This window comes from Telluria sp. RT2P19, assembly GCF_059685725.1.
Map to the genome: position 1 here is coordinate 385,224 of NZ_JCASIL010000001.1, position 17,847 is coordinate 403,070.

17 protein-coding genes are annotated in these 17,847 nt (G+C 64.5%); 12 read left to right on the forward strand and 5 right to left on the reverse strand.

The annotated features are described in order from the left end of the window. The first annotated feature begins 184 nt into the window (after window positions 1-184). Window positions 185-1,021, forward strand: coding sequence for a MipA/OmpV family protein (locus AC56KW_RS01640; protein ID WP_497168984.1), 837 nt, complete (start codon window positions 185-187; stop codon window positions 1,019-1,021). Further along, window positions 1,021-1,719 carry a hypothetical protein gene (locus AC56KW_RS01645; RefSeq protein ID WP_497168985.1) on the forward strand — a complete coding sequence of 233 codons (699 nt, stop codon included), beginning with the start codon at window positions 1,021-1,023 and terminating at the stop codon, window positions 1,717-1,719. Before AC56KW_RS01640 ends, AC56KW_RS01645 begins: the two co-directional genes overlap by 1 nt. A gap of 50 nt (window positions 1,720-1,769) precedes the next feature. Here the strand turns inward: AC56KW_RS01645 and AC56KW_RS01650 are convergent, their stop codons facing one another. Continuing rightward, the gene (locus AC56KW_RS01650; RefSeq protein ID WP_497168986.1) at window positions 1,770-2,456 is read right to left on the reverse strand and encodes a response regulator; all 687 of its coding nucleotides are present in this window, start codon (window positions 2,454-2,456) and stop codon (window positions 1,770-1,772) included. 685 nt (window positions 2,457-3,141) lie between these two features. Here AC56KW_RS01650 and oxlT point away from each other — a divergent pair. Together oxlT and frc are read left to right on the forward strand one after the other, a co-directional pair. Further along, window positions 3,142-4,464, forward strand: a complete 1,323-nt coding sequence (gene oxlT / locus AC56KW_RS01655; protein ID WP_497168987.1) for an oxalate/formate MFS antiporter — start codon at window positions 3,142-3,144, stop codon at window positions 4,462-4,464. Window positions 4,465-4,705: 241 nt separating this feature from the next. Further along, a complete protein-coding gene (gene frc / locus AC56KW_RS01660; protein ID WP_497168988.1) occupies window positions 4,706-5,953 on the forward strand; it encodes a formyl-CoA transferase in 1,248 nt (415 codons plus the stop codon). A gap of 1 nt (window position 5,954) precedes the next feature. On the opposite strand, the gene AC56KW_RS01665 is transcribed toward frc, so the two are convergent. After that, on the reverse strand, window positions 5,955-6,872 hold the full coding sequence (locus AC56KW_RS01665) for a LysR family transcriptional regulator (protein WP_497168989.1): 918 nt from the start codon (window positions 6,870-6,872) through the stop codon (window positions 5,955-5,957). Between the two features lie 127 nt (window positions 6,873-6,999). Here AC56KW_RS01665 and gcl point away from each other — a divergent pair, with 127 nt between their 5' ends. Genes gcl through AC56KW_RS01685 form a run of 4 tightly spaced genes read left to right on the forward strand, consistent with a single transcriptional unit; the run spans window position 7,000 to window position 11,423 of the window. Then, window positions 7,000-8,742 carry a glyoxylate carboligase gene (gcl, locus tag AC56KW_RS01670; protein WP_497168990.1) on the forward strand — a complete coding sequence of 581 codons (1,743 nt, stop codon included), beginning with the start codon at window positions 7,000-7,002 and terminating at the stop codon, window positions 8,740-8,742. Window positions 8,743-8,762: 20 nt separating this feature from the next. Next, window positions 8,763-9,542 (forward strand): hydroxypyruvate isomerase, encoded by a 780-nt coding sequence (hyi, locus tag AC56KW_RS01675; protein ID WP_497168991.1) that lies wholly within the window; start codon window positions 8,763-8,765, stop codon window positions 9,540-9,542. A gap of 47 nt (window positions 9,543-9,589) precedes the next feature. Continuing rightward, entirely contained in the window at window positions 9,590-10,489 is a 900-nt protein-coding gene (locus AC56KW_RS01680; RefSeq protein WP_497169074.1) for a 2-hydroxy-3-oxopropionate reductase, read from the forward strand. Further along, window positions 10,470-11,423 (forward strand): histone deacetylase family protein, encoded by a 954-nt coding sequence (locus AC56KW_RS01685; RefSeq protein WP_497168992.1) that lies wholly within the window; start codon window positions 10,470-10,472, stop codon window positions 11,421-11,423. Before AC56KW_RS01680 ends, AC56KW_RS01685 begins: the two co-directional genes overlap by 20 nt. Window positions 11,424-11,529: 106 nt before the next feature. Here the strand turns inward: AC56KW_RS01685 and AC56KW_RS01690 are convergent, their stop codons facing one another. Further along, entirely contained in the window at window positions 11,530-11,685 is a 156-nt protein-coding gene (locus AC56KW_RS01690) for a hypothetical protein (protein WP_497168993.1), read from the reverse strand. Between the two features lie 191 nt (window positions 11,686-11,876). Continuing rightward, window positions 11,877-12,809: a LysR family transcriptional regulator gene (locus AC56KW_RS01695; protein ID WP_497168994.1), complete on the reverse strand. Its 933-nt coding sequence runs from the start codon at window positions 12,807-12,809 to the stop codon at window positions 11,877-11,879. Window positions 12,810-12,936: 127 nt separating this feature from the next. On the opposite strand from AC56KW_RS01695, the gene AC56KW_RS01700 reads away from it, so the two are divergent. The 3 genes from AC56KW_RS01700 to AC56KW_RS01710 all read left to right on the forward strand — a co-directional run bounded on the left by AC56KW_RS01700 (window position 12,937) and on the right by AC56KW_RS01710 (window position 15,168). Then, window positions 12,937-13,254, forward strand: coding sequence for an HAD family hydrolase (locus AC56KW_RS01700; protein WP_497168995.1), 318 nt, complete (start codon window positions 12,937-12,939; stop codon window positions 13,252-13,254). A gap of 97 nt (window positions 13,255-13,351) precedes the next feature. Beyond that, window positions 13,352-14,119 carry a fumarylacetoacetate hydrolase family protein gene (locus AC56KW_RS01705; protein ID WP_497168996.1) on the forward strand — a complete coding sequence of 256 codons (768 nt, stop codon included), beginning with the start codon at window positions 13,352-13,354 and terminating at the stop codon, window positions 14,117-14,119. A gap of 32 nt (window positions 14,120-14,151) precedes the next feature. Continuing rightward, a complete protein-coding gene (locus AC56KW_RS01710; protein ID WP_497168997.1) occupies window positions 14,152-15,168 on the forward strand; it encodes a 2-dehydropantoate 2-reductase in 1,017 nt (338 codons plus the stop codon). Window positions 15,169-15,332: 164 nt separating this feature from the next. Here the strand turns inward: AC56KW_RS01710 and AC56KW_RS01715 are convergent, their stop codons facing one another. Continuing rightward, on the reverse strand, window positions 15,333-15,941 hold the full coding sequence (locus tag AC56KW_RS01715; RefSeq protein WP_497168998.1) for a Crp/Fnr family transcriptional regulator: 609 nt from the start codon (window positions 15,939-15,941) through the stop codon (window positions 15,333-15,335). Between the two features lie 143 nt (window positions 15,942-16,084). On the opposite strand from AC56KW_RS01715, the gene oxc reads away from it, so the two are divergent. Next, entirely contained in the window at window positions 16,085-17,791 is a 1,707-nt protein-coding gene (oxc, locus tag AC56KW_RS01720; protein WP_497168999.1) for an oxalyl-CoA decarboxylase, read from the forward strand. Window positions 17,792-17,847 lie beyond the last annotated feature (56 nt).

Consider the following 17,847-nt stretch of genomic DNA (forward strand, 5'->3'; position numbering starts at 1 on the left):
CCGGTCGATTCCGAAGCGCCGCCGCGATCAGCGCGGTGCATGGCATGGCCCCGGGATGTGACGGCGGGTACGGATCCGGCCGGAGTCCGGCGCTGGTCGCCGATCGAATAGTGATGCGGGGATGGGAGAGCTGACCTTGCTCGACGTAAAATATCGACAAACGAACTCTCCGAGCACTTTCACGATGAAACCATTTTTCGCCCTGGCCCTCGCGACTGCAAGCACGGCAGCAAGTGCGCAGACGCCGGCCACCAACCCGATGCCTGACGGCAGCCGCGACATGTACGCAGGGCTGGGCGTCGTCTCGCGTCCGCGTTACGAGGGGGCGGATAACAACAAGGTTTCAGCCTTGCCGGTGCTCCAGGTCCAATGGAGCAACGGAGTTTTTATTTCCGGCCTGAGCGCAGGGATGCATCTATCCAACCGTCCGACGGTCGAATACGGCCCGCTGCTGACGGTCCACCCCAACCGTGACGAATCCGGGTCCGGCAGGATCGTCGGCGGTGTCGAGGTGTCGACCGCGCCGCTGGCGGAGTTCATGCGCCGCGGGAACCGCCTGGCCGGCATGCAAGACGTTAGTACCCGGCTCGAAGGTGGTTTCTTCTTCAACCATTACCTGGCGCCGGAATGGCGGCTGACCAGCAGCGTGCTGTTCGGTTCGGGCAACGACCGCGACGGCGCGCGCATGGAACTGGGCGTGCAGCGCCTGGCCGTGCAACTGGCGCCGCAACACACGCTCTCGTTCAGTGCCGGCGCCACCATTGTCAACGCCGACTACAACCGCGCCTATTTCGGCGTGACCGGGGACGAAGCCTGGCTCAGCGGCAACCCCGTCTACCGCCCGGGCGGCGGCATCAAGGACGTGCGCGTCGGCGCGCGCTGGAACTGGGCCCTCAGTCCGTCCTGGATGCTGGTCACCAACGTGCAGGCCACGCGCCTGGTCGGCAGCACCCGCTATAGCCCGCTCGTCGAGCGGTCCACCAACGTGTCGGTTTCGGCCGCCTTCGCCTACCGGTTCTGATGATGCGACGCGCACACCTCACCGCCTGCGTGACCCTGCTGCTGACGGCCGGGATGGCCGTGGCGCAGCGACACGCCGGGGAATGGGTGAACTATCGCGACGCCTACCGCGCGATGGTGCTATTCGATAAATATGGTGGCCCCAAGAACCTGTTGCTGCACCACCTGCAGGTGCTGCCGCGCGACAAGGGCGTGCTGGGGCAGGGCGTGCAGCTGCTCATGAAGGGCAAGACCGTCCAGGCCGGCCTGGCGCTCGATGCATTGGGACGCACCGCGCTGCCGCTGCTCAAGGCGGCGTACGACGAAAACGCCGTGCTGTCGCCGAACCGTCCGCTCGGTGGCTTCACGGTCAGGCCGCGCGTGTCGCTGGCGCTGCGCGCCGACGGCGCCTATGAGGTGGCCGACCTGCGCGCCGCCTGCGAGCAGGCGCTCGGCTATGCCCGTTATGCCGACAGCTCGGCGCACGGCCGCCAGTGCGTCGGCGTGCGCCTGGTCTTTTCCAGTGACGACGAGGCAGTCGGCGGCGTGCGCGTGCGAACGGCCGGCGCCGAGCAGGCCTTGCCGATGGCGCGCGGCGCAGCCTTCGCGGGCGACGTCGACGCCGACTACCCGGTCGCGACCTACCGCTTCGGTGCGCAGGCGGCGGGCCAGGTCGTCACCTACAACGCCCCGCTGGCGATCGTGCCGCTGTTCGAATAAGGCAGCGGCGCAAAAAAAAACCTGCACTCAGCAGGTTTCATGGCAGTTCTTCAATTCCAGGCCGAGGGCGAGAACAGGTAGCCTTCGCCCCACACCGTCTTGATTTTTTCCGACTCGGCATCGTCGAACTTGCGGCGCAGCTTGGAGATGCAGTTGTCGATGCTGCGGTCAAGCCCGTCGAACTCGATGCCGCGCATCTTCTTGAGCAGGGCGTCGCGCGACAGCACGCGCCCGGCCGCCTCGGCCAGCACCAGCAGCAGCTTGTACTCGGTATTCGACAACACGCAGGGCTGGCCGCGCCAGACCACGCTGCGGTCGGAGGTAACGATGCGCAGGGCGCCGAACTGCAGCACGCGCGAATCGACACCCGACCTGGCCTGGGTGCGGCGCATCAGCGCGCGCAGGCGCGCCAGCAAGACCCGCGGCTGGACCGGCTTGTTGACGAAATCGTCGGCGCCTTGCTCGAGTCCCGATACTTCGTCGTAGGAATCTTCGCGCGCGGTGAGAATGAGGATGGGCACGTCGGACCGGTCCCGGATCTGGCGGCACACGACCATGCCGTCCAGGCCCGGCAGCATCAGGTCGAGGATCACGACGTCGGGCGCCAGCTCCTTGAAGCGGTCGAGCGCGGCGTCGCCGCGCGTGACCAGTTCGACCGCGAATTCGTAGCCGGACAGGTATTCAGTGACGAGCTCGGCCAGGCGTGCATCGTCTTCCACCAACATCACTCGGTACATACATTTTCTCCTTGGTCTGCCATTGTATAAGACCAAATGTGCAATTAACACATCCTCTGGATATAGAAGACAGTTAATTACAGATTGACGACAATTAGCCGGGCTTGCAGCTTGTCGGGAAGATCATGAGTGTGGCAAGTGTCATAACGTCGATCGCGTAAGTCACATTGTGTTTGAGGCCGTCGGGCGTCGTGTTCAAAAAAAAATCAAAACATAACCGCGGTCAATGATTCTGAAAATCGCCTCCAGCAACATCATCCCACTTTCACCGTTTTCCTGACCACGCTGCACTGCTGCCTGTCAGGGGGCGATGATGAAAGCAGTGAACGCGATGCCAGTTGCGATCGTCGGGTATCCAATCTTGCGATATGAGGAGAGCGGCAATAACGGACATTCAAATCCGAAGAGCACTGTGTCAAGCGGCTGTCTCGCCTGGTGGGCAGTTCGGCCGCCAGGAGCATGCCGACGTCTTTTTTAATGACAGAGCGTCGTAAATATATTTCAATTAAAAAAGCCGTAGGGGTTGGCGCGCGGGTCCAGTACTCGACGTGAAGCATGCACATCACACCATAAAAAATGGAGACATGAAAATGCTGGAAACCTTAACCAGGCAGGTGCCCCGGGCGCCCGCATATCCGACTACACGTCTGGAAGTACAACACTGCATCAATCAAGGAGCGCCAAAATGAATAATTCATCGGCAGCAGCGCTTCGCCCCGGTCAACCCGTCTCCGACTCGACGCGCTGGTTCCAGCTTGCCGTCGGCGTCGTCTGCATGATTGCCACCGCGAATATTCAGTATGCATGGACCCTGTTCGTCCCCGAGATCAAGGAAACCTATGGCTGGTCGCGGGCGAGCATCCAGGTCGCGTTCACGCTGTTCGTCATCGTCCAGACCTGGCTCGCGCCGCTCGAGGGCTACTTCATCGACAAGTTCGGTCCGCGCCTGATGGTCGCCTTCGGCGCCATCTTCATCGGCCTGGCCTGGGTCATCAATTCGCAAGCGACCACCCTGGCGGGCTTCTATGTCGGTGCGGCGGTCGGCGGTATCGGCGTCGGCTCGATCTATGCGACCTGCATCAACAATGCGATCAAGTGGTTCCCGGATCGCCGCGGCCTCGCCGTCGGCCTGACGGCGGGTGGCTACGGCGCCGGTTCGGCCGCCACGATCCTGCCGATCGCGGCCATGATCGAGTCGGCTGGCTTCCAGCAGACCTTCCTGTTCTTCGGCATCCTGCAGGGGTCGCTGGCCTTCATCGCGGCCTGGTTCCTGCGCTCGCCGAGGCCGGCCGAGGTCGCGAAGTCGAGCAAGCTGGCGCAATCGACGCACGACTACACGCTCAAGGAGGCGCTCAACACCAAACTGTTCTGGCTGATGCTGGTCATGTTCGTCCTGGTGGTTACCGGCGGCATGATGGCGGTCGCCCAGCTCGGCGTGATCGCACAAGATCTGGGCGTGAAGGAATTCCAGGTCGACCTGCACTTCTTCGTGATGGCAGCCCTGCCACTGGCCCTGATGCTCGACCGCATCATGAACGGCATCTCGCGGCCCTTGTTCGGCTGGATCTCGGACCATATCGGCCGCGAGAAGACCATGGTCATCGCGTTCACGCTCGAAGGCTGCGGCATCATCGCACTCGGCTACTTCGGCAGCAATCCCTATGCCTTCCTGATCCTCTCGGGCATCGTGTTCCTGGCATGGGGCGAGGTGTACTCGCTGTTCTCGGCCCTGGCCGGCGACGCTTTCGGTACCAAGCACATCGGCAAGATCTATGGGGTGCTGTACACCGCGAAGGGCATCGGCGCGCTGTTCGTCCCGGTCGGCAACCTGATGATGGAGGCGACCGGTACCTGGTCGACCGTCCTGTACACCGTGGCCATCATGGACCTGACGGCGGCGCTGCTGGCGATCACGGTACTGCGACCGGTGCTGCGCAATCACGTCACGTACTCCCGTAACCGCTACGCGGAAGAAAACGCGTTGGGCAAAGGGCCGTTGCCGGCCTAGCAGCTCCGAGGCGGGCATGCGACACCACGACGGGCTTCTGCGGAAGCCCGTTTTCTTGTCCGACAAGCATTCGTCGATGTCAAAGTGTCATTTCATGATTCTTGACTATGGTCATTGAGCGCGCAGGCCAGGCCTCGCTAAGATGTGTCGACACAGCTGTTATCACACCGGTAATGCTTGCACTCGCGCATTGCTGAGCGCAAAATCAATTAACTAAGTGAAATCTTCGGAGGAAACTGGCATGGGCAAGGCACTGGAAGGCGTTCGCATCCTCGATTTCACCCATGTCCAGTCCGGACCGACCTGCACCCAGCTGCTGGCGTGGTTCGGCGCCGATGTCATCAAGGTCGAGCGTTCCGGCGAGGGCGATGCGACCCGCGGCCAGTTGCGCGACATCGCGGGCGTGGACAGCCTGTACTTCACCATGCTCAACCATAACAAGCGTTCCATGACGCTCGATACCAAGCGGCCTGCCGGCAAGAAGGTCCTGGAAACGCTGATCAAGGACTGCGATGTGCTGGTCGAGAATTTCGCGCCGGGCGCGCTCGATCGGATGGGCTTCAGCTGGGAGCGCATCCAGGAGCTCAATCCGCGCATGATCGTCGCGTCGGTCAAGGGGTTCGGCCCCGGGCCCTACGAGCACTGCAAGGTATATGAAAACGTGGCCCAGTGCACCGGCGGCGCGGCAGGCACCACGGGCTTCGACGATGGTCCGCCGATGGTCAGCGGCGCCCAGATCGGCGACAGCGGCAGCGGCCTGCACCTGGCGCTGGGCATCGTCACCGCGCTATACCAGCGCAACACCACGGGGCGCGGCCAGAAAGTGCTCACCTCGATGCAGGACGCGGTGCTGAACCTGTGCCGGGTCAAGCTGCGCGACCAGCAGCGCCTCGAGCGCACTGGCGTCATGGAAGAGTATCCGCAGTTCGCGGACGGCCGCTTCGGCGCTTCCGTCCCGCGCGCGGGCAATGCTTCCGGCGGCGGCCAACCGGGCTGGATCCTCAAGTGCAAGGGCTGGGAAAGCGATCCGAACGCGTATATCTACTTCATTGCGCAGGCCCAGGTCTGGGCCTCGGTGTGCAAGCTGATCGGACGCGAGGAGTGGATCACCGACCCCGATTATGCAACGCCGAAGGCGCGCCTGCCGCGCCTGATGGCGATCTTCGCCGCCGTCGAGGAGTGGAGCACGACGCTCACCAAGTTCGAGGCGATGGATATCCTGAACAAGTACGAGATCCCGTGCGGACCGATCCTGTCGATGAAGGAAATCGCCGAGGATCCTTCGCTGCGCGCCACCGGCACCATCGTCGAGGTCGACCATCCCGAGCGCGGGCCCTACCTCACCGTGGGCAACCCGATCAAGCTCTCGGACAGTCCGACCGAAGTGCGCCGTTCGCCCCTGCTGGGCGAACACACCGACGAATTGCTGTCCGAGCTGGGTTACTCGCCCGAGCAGATCACGCTGCTGCGCGAGGAGCGGGTCATCTGAACTAGCGCGACGCCGGCCGCGTCCAGTATCCCGGCGCGGCGTACACCGCCTTCAGGGCGTCGATGAAGGCGCGCACCCTAGCCGGCAGGTGGCGCTGCTGCATGTACACGGCCATGATGTCGTAGTCCGGCAGCGCATACTCGTCGAGCACCGTCATCAGTTCACCGGCGGCCAGCTGCGCCTGGATCTCCCAGGTCGAACGCCAGGCCAGCCCGAGTCCTTCGCCCGCCCAGCGGTGCAGCAATTCCCCGTCATTGCAATCGAGGTTGCCGTTCACCTTGATGGTCACCGGCTTGCCGTCCTTCTGGAAGTACCAGCCGCGCTGCTGGCCGCCCTGCAGGTTGAAGGCCAGGCAGTTGTGCTGCGCCAGTTCTTCGAGCGTGCGCGGGATGCCGCAGCGCGCGAAGTAGGCCGGGGTGCCGCACACCACGCGCCGGTTGGTCGCCAGCCGCACGGCGACGAAGTTCGGGTCGAGCGCGCCACCGATCCTGATCCCCAGTTCATAGCCTTCCCGGACCAGGTCGACCACATGGTCGGTGAGATTGAACGAGATCTGCACGTTGGGATTGGCGGCGAGGAAGGCCGGTGCGTGCGGCGCCACGTGCAGCCGTCCAAAGGCCGCCGGCGCCGACACGATCAGGTGTCCGCTGGCCTGGTGCCGAACGTCGGACACGATGGTTTCGGCGATTTCGATATCGGCCAGCAGCTTGCGGCAGTGCTCGAGAAACAGCGATCCCGATTCGGTCAGCGTCAGGTGGCGGGTCGTGCGGTGCAACAGCTTGACGCCCAGGCGCCGCTCGAGTGCATCGATGCGCCGTCCCAGCATCACCGGCGTGATGCTTTGCCCCAGCGCGGCGCGCGCGAGGCTGCCCTTGTCGACGGCGTCGACGAAGGCCCACATCTGTTTGACCTTGTCCATGCCTGCAGTATTCCATACTCCAGAGATCGAATAAACCTACTTTTTGTGTTCTTATCAACCGCCGTCCGAAGCTCTAGCATTGGTCCATCGCAATCGTGCGTTTTCTTTATGAGCCTGGAGGTAAGCAATGGCAAGGATGACCGCAGCAGAGGCAGCAGTGCTGGTGATGGAGAAGGAAGGAATCAGCGTCGCCTTCGGCGTGCCTGGCGCCGCGATCAATCCCTTCTACGCCGCGCTGCGCAAGCGTGACAGCATCCGCCACTACCTGGCGCGCCACGTCGAAGGCGCTTCGCACATGGCCGAGGGCTATACCCGCGCCAGGGCCGGCAATCTGGGCGTGTGCATCGGCACCTCCGGTCCGGCGGGCACCGACATGATCACCGGCCTGTACGCGGCGCAAGCCGATTCGATACCGATCCTTTGCATTACGGGCCAGGCGCCGCGCGCGCGCCTGTACAAAGAGGATTTCCAGGCGGTCGACATCGAATCGATCGCCAAGCCGGTCACCAAATGGGCGGTCACCGTGCGCGAGCCGGCCCTGGTGCCGCGCGTGTTCCAGCAGGCCTTTCATGTGATGCGCTCCGGGCGCCCCGGTCCGGTGTTGATCGACCTGCCGATCGACGTCCAGATGGCGCAGATCGAGTTCGACGGCGATACCTATGCGCCGCTGGCGCCGTACAAGCCGCGGGCGACGCGGGCCCAGGTCGAGAAAGCGCTCGACATGCTCAACCGTGCCGAGCGCCCCCTGATCACCGCCGGCGGCGGCATCATCAATGCCGACGCGTCCGCGCTGCTGGTCGAATTCGCGGAGATCACCGGCGTGCCCGTGATTCCGACCCTGATGGGGTGGGGCGCCATCCCCGACGACCATCCCCAGATGGCCGGCATGGCCGGCCTGCAGACCAGCCACCGCTACGGCAATGCGACCATGCTGGCCTCCGATTTCGTCATGGGCATCGGCAACCGCTGGGCCAACCGGCATACGGGCGGCATCGAGGTGTTCACCAAGGATCGCACCTTCGTTCATATCGATATCGAGGCGACCCAGATCGGACGGGTGTTCGGTCCCGATTTCGGCATCGTGTCCGATGCCGGGGCCGCGCTCGAACTGTTGGTGGACGTGGCCCGCGAGTGGCGCGCCAGCGGCCGGCTGCGCGACCGATCGACGTGGCTGGGCGAGTGCCAGGAGCGCAAGCGCACCATGCTGCGCAAGAGCGATTTCGACGACGTGCCGGTCAAGCCCTTGCGCGTCTACCACGAGATGAACGAATTCTTTGGGCGCGATGTGCGCTATGTCGCCAGCATCGGCCTGTCGCAGATCGCCGCCGCCCAGTTCCTGCACGTGCATCACCCGCGCCACTGGATCAACTGCGGCCAGGCCGGCCCGCTGGGCTGGACCATTCCGGCGGCGCTGGGGGTGCGCGTGGCCGAGCCGGACGCCGACATCGTCGCCATCTCGGGCGACTACGATTTCCAGTTCCTGATCGAGGAGCTGGCAGTGGCGGCCCAGTTCAAGCTGCCGTATATCCACGTGCTGGTGAATAACGCCTACCTCGGCCTGATCCGCCAGGCGCAGCGCGGCTTCGAGATGGACTACTGCGTCCAGCTGGCCTTCGAGAACGTCAATGCGCCCGAGCTGGAAGGCTACGGCGTCGATCACGTGGCCGTGGTCGAGGGCCTGGGCTGCAAGGCGCTCCGGGTATTCCGGCCCGATGACATCATCCCGGCCTTCGAGCGCGCACGGGCGCTGATGGCGCAGTACAGCGTGCCGGTGGTCGTCGAGATCATCCTCGAGCGCGTCACCAATATCGCGATGGGCACCGAGATCGACGCGCTCAACGAGTTCAACGAAGTGCTGGACGTGAAGTAAGGCCACCACAGGGAACCGCCATGACCAAGCTTGCCGCCAACCTGACCATGCTGTTCAACGAAGTCGATTTCCTCGACCGCTTCGGGCACGCCGCCCGCGCCGGCTTTCGGGGCGTCGAGTTCCTGTTTCCGTACGCTTACCGCGCCGAAGACATCGCCGACCGGCTGGACTCCTGGCGTCTCAGGCTGGTCCTGCATAACCTGCCGGCCGGGGATTGGGCCGCGGGCGAACGCGGCATCGCCTGCCATCCGGGGCGCGAAGGCGAATTCCAGGACGGCGTGGGCAAGGCGATCGATTACGCCAGGGCGCTCGGCGTCAAGCAGCTCAACTGCCTGGCCGGCATCGTGCCGCCCGGGGTCGCGCTCGATGCGGCGCAGGCCACGCTGGTGGCCAACCTCGGCTTCGCCGCCGGCGCCTTGCGGCGCGAGGGAATCGACCTGCTGATCGAGCCGATCAACACCTTCGATATCCCGGGATTTTTCTTGCACGGCACGCGCCAGGCGCTGGACATCATCGCCGCGACCGGCGCGGACAACCTGTTCCTGCAGTACGACATCTACCACATGCAGCGCATGGAAGGCGAACTGGCGGCGACGATCAAGGCCAACCTCGGGCTGATTCGCCACATCCAGCTGGCCGACAACCCGGGCCGCTTCGAACCCGGCACGGGTGAGATCAACTACCGCTACCTGCTCGGCATGCTCGACGACATCGGCTATGCCGGGTGGATCGGTTGCGAGTACAAACCGCAGGCCGGCACCGCGCAGGGCCTGGGCTGGATGGCCGAACACGGCTTGTAGGCGCGCCGGCTGCAGGCGCGTTCACGCGCGTCGACCACTCATCACACCTGGAGACCATCATGACGAAAGTAGGATTCATCGGCCTTGGCATCATGGGCGGCCCCATGGCCGCCAAACTGCAGGAGGGCGGCTGCAAGCTGTACCTGCACGACCTGAAAAATCCGCCGCTGGCGCTGATCGAGGGCGGCGCCACCGTCTGCACCAGCGCCACCGAGGTGGCCAAGCGCGCCGACATCATCATCGTGATGGTGCCCGACACCCCGCACGTGGAAGAGGTGCTGTTCGGCGCCGACGGCGTGGCCGCCGGCCTCACCCCGGGCAAGATCGTGATCGACATGAGCTCGATCTCGCCGATGGCCACCAAGGAATTCGCGAAGAAGATCAACAAGCGCCAGTGCGACTACCTCGACGCGCCGGTATCGGGCGGCGAGGTGGGCGCGCGCGCGGCCACGCTGACCATCATGGTGGGCGGCGCGCAGGAGGCGTTCGACCGCGCCCGGCCGCTGTTCGAGCTGATGGGGAAAAACATCACGCTGGTGGGCGGCAACGGCGACGGCCAGACCACCAAGGTGGCCAACCAGATCATCGTTGCGCTGAACATCCAGGCCGTGGCCGAGGCGCTGCTGTTCGCCTCGAAGGCGGGCGCCGATCCGGCCAGGGTGAGGCAGGCGCTGATGGGTGGTTTCGCCGCCTCGCGCATCCTCGAAGTGCACGGCGAGCGCATGGTCAAGCGCACCTTCGCACCGGGCTTTCGCATCGAGCTGCACCAGAAGGACCTGAACCTGGCGCTGCAGGGCGCGAAAAGCCTCGGGATCTCGCTGCCGAGCACCGCCACCGCGCAGGAGCTGATGAACTCGTGCGCCGCGCACGGCATGGCGCAGCTCGATCATTCGGCGCTGTGCCAGGCCATCGAAAGGATGTCGAACCATGCCATCGCCGCCGACTGAGCTGCCGACCCTCGTGTTTCATCACCAGGCCTGCTTCGGGCACGAACCCGGGCCCGGCCATCCGGAGTCGCCGTGGCGCCTGCATGCGGTCATGGCGGCATTGCGCCAGCCCGAATTCGCCCAACTGGTGTGGCGCGAGGCGCCGTCCGGCACGCGCGAACAGCTGTTGCTGGTACACGACGCCGAGTATGTCGATGCGATCGCTGCCGCGGCGCCGCTGGGCGGCCTGGTGGCGCTCGACGGCGGCGACACCCTGATGTCGCCCGGCTCGTGGGACGCGGTGATGCGTTGCGTCGGCGCCGCCTGCGCCGGCGTGGATGCCGTGATGGCGGGCGAGGCCGCCAACGTGTTCTGCGCGACCCGGCCTTGCGGACACCATGCCGAGCCTGGCCGGGCGATGGGTTTTTGCCTGTTCAACCAGGCCGCCATCGCCGCCGTCCACGCCCTCGAGACGCATGGCCTGCAGCGGGTCGCCGTGATCGACTTCGACGTGCATCATGGCAACGGCACGCAGGCCGCGTTCTTCGACCGGCGCGAGCTGTTCTACGGATCGAGCCACCAGTGGCCGCTGTATCCGGGCACCGGCGCGGCCAGCGAATCGGGAGTGAACGGCAATATCGTCAATGTGCCGTTGCCGCCGGGCTGCAGTCCGGATCTGTTCTGCGCCCGCTCGGCAAGCGTGCTGCTGCCGGCATTGCGCGCCTTCGCGCCGCAACTGATCGTCGTGTCGGCCGGCTTCGACGCACACCGGCTCGACCCGCTGGCCAGCATGAACCTGGAAGACGAGGATTTCGCGTGGATCACGCGCGAAGTGATGGCGATTGCCGGGGATGTGTGCCAGGGCCGGATCGTGTCGATCCTCGAAGGGGGCTACAGCGCCGCGGGACTGGCCGGCGGCTGCGCGGCGCATGTGCGCGCGCTGATGCAGGGGTAGGGGATGTCAGGTGGGGCGTGTTGTGCCGCGCACTGGATGTCCTATCCGGTGCGCAGCGCCTCGGACGACGTCATACGTTGTTGTCGGACGACAACAAGACCGCGAATTACAGGCCGCAGCCGTAGTAGGCCGCATCGGAATCCTGGCCGGTATAGCCTGGCTCGAGCTTCTCGCGCAGGCTGAGCGTGAAGAAGGCGACGATGAGCGACAGCAGCGAGTGCGACGGGGCGGCGAAATTGGTATGGGCTGGTGCGTTGATCATGATGAGCTCCTGAAAGTTGGTATGTTCGATGCGGTAAATATAGGGCTTACTTCCCGGGGCTTCCAATTTCGAGTTCTGATACCAGTTATTCACAGAGTGAATGTTGTCGGCATTGAACTATGATTGTTGAGCATGCTGCAGCGCCGCAGCCGGAGCCGCTTCGCCAGGGAAGAGCGGTTGGCTCCGAGGCCTCAGATACCTGCCTGCGGCGTCGGTATGAGCTGGGCTATTCTCTGCGCGCCTTCGCTCAGCAGGAACTGGCGAAACGCCCGTGCCACCGGTGGCAGCCGCTTTTCGCGGCGGTGCACCACGTACCAGTTTAGCATCAGCGGAAAACCCGCGACGTCCAGTACCACCAGGCTGCGCGCGGCCAGCTCATGGCCGACCGTGTGGGCCGACAGGAAGCCCAGTCCGATGCCGGCGATGACCGCCTGCTTGATTGTCTCGGTGCTCTTGATTTCCATCGCGACGTTCAAGCCGGCCAGGTGGGGGCCGAAGGCATCCTGCATCGAGAACCAGGTGTCGGACCCGGGTTCGCGCACCACGAACGGCTGGCGGATGACTTCCTTCATCGTGACGGGCCCGCGTCCGGCCAGCCGATGGCCTGGTGCGCCCACGATCACGTAGGGATGGGGGGCGAAGGCATCGTTCTGCGTGTCCAGCCCTTCGGGTGGGCGCACCATCACGGCCAGGTCGGTGCGGTTGGCGGCCAGCTCGGCCAGCAGTTCTTCGCGGTTGTGCACCGTCAGGTTCAGCTGCACGCCCGGATGCTGGCGCGCGAACGCGACCATTAGCTGGGGGAAGAAATAGTCGCCGGCGCTGATCACCGCGACGTTCAGTTTGCCCCCAGCAATTCCCTTGAGCTGCGCCATGGCGTCTTCGGCTTCGTCGAACTGCTGGATGATGGCGCGACTGAAGTGCAGCAGCTCGTCGCCCGCCTGGGTCAGGTAGACCTTCTTTCCCAGTTGTTCGAACAGGGGCATCCCGACGTGGCCCTCGAGGGTGCGGATCTGGGTCGACACGGCCGGTTGGGTCAGGTGCAGTTCCTCGGCGGCGCGCGAAAAGCTGAGGCGGCGCGCGACGGCCTCGAAGACCTTCAGTTGACGCAGTGTCGCGTTCTTCATGGGTTGCGCCTCGCAGATATAAGTAATCGTGAATGATTATCCCTAAAAACTTTCACTGTTACTCATCATTTTGTTGGCATACGATGGTTTTCAACAGCTCGACCGCAACCACCCACTGGAGAGTGCCATGACGACGACCTGCAACAGCAATCCTGACGCCGAGTGCAACGCCTATAACGCGGCCTTCCATGAACTGGGACTGAGCTGGGTCTGGGATACCGGACTCTACGCGAGCGCGGTCGCCGGCGCCGACGACCGCACCGGCCTGCGCAACTACCTGGCGCGACACCAGTCCCATCTGCTGAGCGCGCACGACGCCGACTTCCTGGTCGAGGCGATCCTGAGCGCCAAGGAGCGCTGCCATGCGCAGCTGAGCGCCGCCGGCTGCAATCCCGGCGCCTTCATCGACTGGTCCGCGATCCAGCAGCGCCAGATCGGGGTGTAGGGCGGAGATTTTCGAATCTTAACCGTGGTCAAGGATATACGGAAATGCTTCTTTCACAATCAGACCATCCCCGAACCCACGTACGAGAGACATCCCCATGATCCGACACTGGATACGTTTTCAACACCTCGACACCGTACGATTCGGCACGATCGAGGGCGACAAGATCCGGATCTTCAAAGGCGATATGTTCGACAGCCCGCACCGCACCGACCTGGCCATCAACCTGGACGAGGTCGAGGTGCTTGCCCCGGTCGTGCCCGGCAAGGTCCTGGCGATGTGGAACAATTTCCACGCGCTCGGCCAGAAGCTGGGCCTGGCGCCGCCGGCCGAGCCGCTGTACCTGATGAAGCCGCCGACGTCCTACCTGGCGCCTGGCGGCACGATCCGCAAGCCGCGCTGCGAGGGCAAGGTGGCGTTCGAGGGCGAACTGGCGATCGTGATCGGCCGCCGCTGCAGCGGCGTGGCGGTGGAGGACGCGCTCGAGCACGTATTCGGCTACACCTGCGCCAACGACGTCACCGTGGGCGACATCATCGGGCGCGACCCGACCTTTCCCCAGTGGGTGCGCGCCAAGGGCTTCGATACGTTCTGCCCCTTCGGGCCGGTGATCGCCACCGGGCTCAACCCGGCGATGCTGGTCGTGCGCACGACGCTCAATGGCGAGGTGCGCCAGGATTTCCCGATCAACGACATGGTGTTTTCGGTGGCCGAGCTGGTCAGCAGGATTTCCCAGGACATGACACTGGAGCCGGGCGACCTGTTGCTGTGCGGGACCTCGGTCGGTGTCGGATCGATGCGGCCGGGCAGCACGGTCGAGGTAGAAATCGACGGCATCGGAAAGCTCATCAATCGGTTCGAGTAGACAGTTTCGAGTAAAACGATAGGGAGCTGGTCATGAAGATCGCAGTAATTGGAGCAGGGGCAATCGGCGGCCTGGTCGGCGCCAGGCTGGCGCTGGCGGGGGAGGAGGTGACGTTCATCGTGCGGGGAGCCAATCTGGAGGCAATTCGCGCGAACGGCATCAAGCTCATCGAAATCGACGGCGAGGAGAAGGTGGCGTCGCAGGTGCGCGCCACCGACGACTACGATGCGGCCGGCGAGCAGGACCTGGTCATCCTGGCGCTGAAGGCGCACCAGGTCGACGGCGTGTCCGCCAAGGTCGGCAAGCTGTTCGGTCCACGGACCGTCGTGGTGACGATGCAGAACGGCATACCGTTCTGGTACTTTCACCGCCATGGCGGCGAATTCGACGGGCGCACCGTGCACAGCGTCGACGCCGGTGGGGTCCTTGCGCGCCGGATTCCACCCGAGCGGGTGCTCGGTTGCGTGGTCTATCCGGCCGCCGAACTGGTGGCGCCGGGCGTCATCCGGCACATCGAAGGCGCGCGCTTTCCACTGGGCGAGCTGGACGGCACGTCGAGCGAGCGGGTGGAGGCGGTCGCGGCCTGCTTCCAGCAGGCCGGCTTCAAGTCGCCGGTGCTCGACAATATCCGCGCCGAGATCTGGCTCAAGCTGTGGGGCAACGTCAGCTTCAACCCGATCAGCGCACTGGCGCATTCGACCCTGGTCGACATCTGCCAGTATCCGCTCACGCGCGAGCTGGCCGCGGCCATGATGCGCGAGGCGGAAGCGGTCGCCAGCAAGCTGGGCATCACGTTCAGGGTCACGCTGGACCGGCGCATCGAGGGCGCCGAAAAGATCGGCAAGCACAAGACCTCGATGCTGCAGGACGTGGAGGCGGGCCGGGGACCGGAAATCGACGCCCTGGTCGGTTCGGTGATCGAGCTGGCGCGCATGACCGACACGCCAACGCCGCATATCGATTCGGCCTATGCGCTGGTGAAGCTGCTGGAGCAGACCATGACCGAGGAACGCGGCGGGGTGCGGCTGCAGCGGCTGGCCACGGCCTGAACGGGTGTAGCGACACGCAACCGGTTTCGCATGAAAACCACCGCCGCCCCCGCGCGAGGCGGCGGCCCGGTCTGCCTGCGTTACCGCGACGCTTGCAAGCCTGGGCCCCCGCCTTCGCGGGGCGACGTGCTGGCGCCGGCGAACATGGCTACTTCGTCAGCCCTTCAGATCTTCCCCCGATTCTTCAGGCGGCTCAGCGTCTCTGGCGACAGGTTCAGGTATGCCGCCAGTTCCTTCTTCGGCAGCCGTTCGAACAGGTCGGGGTGCTTGCGCATGAAGCGGTGCACCCGGCCCGGCGCATCGAGCAGATGCAGCGTGATGGTGTGCGCCATGATGCCGCTCATCAGGTTCATGACCTCGTACTCGAACGCCTGCTTCACGGTGCTGTGACTGCGCATGTAGTCGACCCACTGCGGCAGCGGCATGCGCGCCACCCGCACCTTGGTGACGCAGGCGATGCTGAATGGCGTCGGCATCTTCAGGCACCAGGCGGCGTAGCTGGTTTCGATATCGCGTTCCGCCGAGAAGCGCAGGATCATTTCTTTCGCTTCCTGGTTGGAGACCTGGCGCTTGAGGATGCCGTCCAGGATGAAGTACTGCGACATCTCTTGCACGCCCTGGTTCATCAGCAAGTCGCCCTTCTGGTGATTCTCGATCGTCAAATAAGGTTCCAGCGCCGCCATTTCGCTGTCGCGCAGTTCCTTGAGAACCACGTTCTGCTTCAGTTGAAGGCGAATGATGTTTCGTTCCGAGTGATTTGCAATAGTCGTCATGAACGCGGCCGTTTAGCGAGATTCTCGCATCATGCGGCCAAAATTGACCATGGTCAATGAGACAAATCAGGGGCGCTGGCTATGATGGTTTGCGGGCGTTACACACCGCGTTCTGCCCGGATCGACAATAACTGGAGACAGCAATGACTAACCACGTATCGGTAGACGTGACCGACGGCTTCCACCTGGTAATCGATGCGCTGAAACACAACGACATCGATACGATTTTCGGCCTGGTCGGCATTCCGATTACCGACCTGGCGCGCCTGGCGCAGGCCGAGGGGATGCGCTTCATCGGCTTTCGTCATGAACAGAACGCCGGCAATGCCGCGGCGATCGCCGGCTATATGACGCAAAAGCCGGGTATTTGCCTGACCGTCTCGGCGCCGGGCTTCCTCAACGGCCTGACAGCACTGGCCAATGCGACCACCAACTGCTTCCCGATGATCCTGATTTCCGGGTCGAGCGAACGCGAGATCGTCGACCTGCAACAGGGCGACTATGAAGAAATGGATCAGCTGAACGCGGCCAAGCCCTACGCCAAGGCGTCCTACCGCATCAACAAGGCCGAGGACATCGGCGTCGGCGTCGCGCGTGCGATTCGCGCCGCCGTGTCGGGCCGCCCGGGCGGCGTCTATCTCGACCTGCCGGCGCAGCTGCTGGCGCAGACCATCGAGGCCGGCCACGCCAAGCGCTCCCTGATCAAGGTGGTCGACCCGGTGCCGCGCCAGATCCCAAGCCAGGATGCGGTGCAGCGCGCGCTGGCGCTGCTCAAGGGCGCGAAAAAGCCGCTGATCCTGCTCGGCAAGGGCGCCGCCTACGCCCAGGCCGACGACGACATCCGCGCGCTGGTCGAGCGCACCGGCATTCCCTACCTGCCGATGTCGATGGCCAAGGGCCTGCTGCCGGATACCCACGCCCAGTCGGCTTCGGCGGCGCGCTCCTATGTACTGGCCGAGGCCGACGTCGTGGTGCTGATCGGCGCGCGCCTGAACTGGCTGCTGGCCCATGGCAAGGGCAAGACCTGGGGCAAACCCAAGCAGTTCGTCCAGATCGATATCTCGCCGACCGAAATCGACAGCAACGTGGCGATCGCCGCGCCGCTGATCGGCGATATCGGCTCGTGCGTGGCGGCCCTGCTCGACGGCCTCGACGGCGCCGGCATCGCCCGGCCCGACGCGGAATGGCTCGGCCCGATCGCCGAACGCAAGGAGCAGAACACGGCCAAGATGGCGGCGCTGCTCAACCGCGATGCGGCGCCGATGAACTTCCACACCGCGCTGCGGGCCATCCGCGACGTGCTGAAGGACCATCCGGACATCAACCTGGTCAACGAGGGCGCCAATACCCTCGACTATGCGCGCAGCATCGTCGACCAGTACCAGCCGCGCAAGCGTTTCGACTCCGGCACCTGGGGCATCATGGGCATCGGCATGGGCTACGCGATCGGCGCGGCCGTCGTCAGCGGCAAGCCGGTGGTCGCGATCGAGGGCGACAGCGCCTTCGGTTTCAGCGGCATGGAACTCGAGACGATCTGCCGCTACGAGCTGCCGGTCACGACGATCATCTTCAACAACAACGGCGTGTACCGCGGCACCGACGTCAATCCGACCGGCGGCAAGGACGTGGCCCCGACCGTGTTCGTCAAGAACGCCCGCTACGACAAGATGATCGAGGCCTTCGGCGGCATCGGTTACCACGCGACCACCCCGGAAGAACTGGCCAGCGCGCTGGCCGAGGCGATCGCCGCCGGCAAGCCCGCCCTGATCAATGCCGTGATCGACGAGACCGCCGGCACCGAGAGCGGCCGCCTGACCAATCTGAATCCGCAAAGCAACGCAAAAAAGTGACATGACAGGCATGACAGCGACACGCACGACCGCCGGCGCCCACGGGGCCGCCGGCG

What these genes read in the sequence shown, in the direction of transcription:
- oxc (WP_497168999.1), top strand. Translation starts at nt 16,085, where the DNA reads ATGACTAACCACGTATCGGTAGACGTGACCGACGGCTTCCACCTGGTA.
- AC56KW_RS01710 (WP_497168997.1), top strand. Translation starts at nt 14,152, where the DNA reads ATGAAGATCGCAGTAATTGGAGCAGGGGCAATCGGCGGCCTGGTCGGC.
- AC56KW_RS01685 (WP_497168992.1), top strand. Translation starts at nt 10,470, where the DNA reads ATGCCATCGCCGCCGACTGAGCTGCCGACCCTCGTGTTTCATCACCAG.
- frc (WP_497168988.1), top strand. Translation starts at nt 4,706, where the DNA reads ATGGGCAAGGCACTGGAAGGCGTTCGCATCCTCGATTTCACCCATGTC.
- AC56KW_RS01640 (WP_497168984.1), top strand. Translation starts at nt 185, where the DNA reads ATGAAACCATTTTTCGCCCTGGCCCTCGCGACTGCAAGCACGGCAGCA.
- AC56KW_RS01695 (WP_497168994.1), bottom strand. Translation starts at nt 12,809, where the DNA reads ATGAAGAACGCGACACTGCGTCAACTGAAGGTCTTCGAGGCCGTCGCG.
- hyi (WP_497168991.1), top strand. Translation starts at nt 8,763, where the DNA reads ATGACCAAGCTTGCCGCCAACCTGACCATGCTGTTCAACGAAGTCGAT.
- AC56KW_RS01715 (WP_497168998.1), bottom strand. Translation starts at nt 15,941, where the DNA reads ATGACGACTATTGCAAATCACTCGGAACGAAACATCATTCGCCTTCAA.
- oxlT (WP_497168987.1), top strand. Translation starts at nt 3,142, where the DNA reads ATGAATAATTCATCGGCAGCAGCGCTTCGCCCCGGTCAACCCGTCTCC.
- AC56KW_RS01700 (WP_497168995.1), top strand. Translation starts at nt 12,937, where the DNA reads ATGACGACGACCTGCAACAGCAATCCTGACGCCGAGTGCAACGCCTAT.
- AC56KW_RS01665 (WP_497168989.1), bottom strand. Translation starts at nt 6,872, where the DNA reads ATGGACAAGGTCAAACAGATGTGGGCCTTCGTCGACGCCGTCGACAAG.
- AC56KW_RS01645 (WP_497168985.1), top strand. Translation starts at nt 1,021, where the DNA reads ATGATGCGACGCGCACACCTCACCGCCTGCGTGACCCTGCTGCTGACG.
- AC56KW_RS01650 (WP_497168986.1), bottom strand. Translation starts at nt 2,456, where the DNA reads ATGTACCGAGTGATGTTGGTGGAAGACGATGCACGCCTGGCCGAGCTC.
- gcl (WP_497168990.1), top strand. Translation starts at nt 7,000, where the DNA reads ATGGCAAGGATGACCGCAGCAGAGGCAGCAGTGCTGGTGATGGAGAAG.
- AC56KW_RS01705 (WP_497168996.1), top strand. Translation starts at nt 13,352, where the DNA reads ATGATCCGACACTGGATACGTTTTCAACACCTCGACACCGTACGATTC.
- AC56KW_RS01690 (WP_497168993.1), bottom strand. Translation starts at nt 11,685, where the DNA reads ATGATCAACGCACCAGCCCATACCAATTTCGCCGCCCCGTCGCACTCG.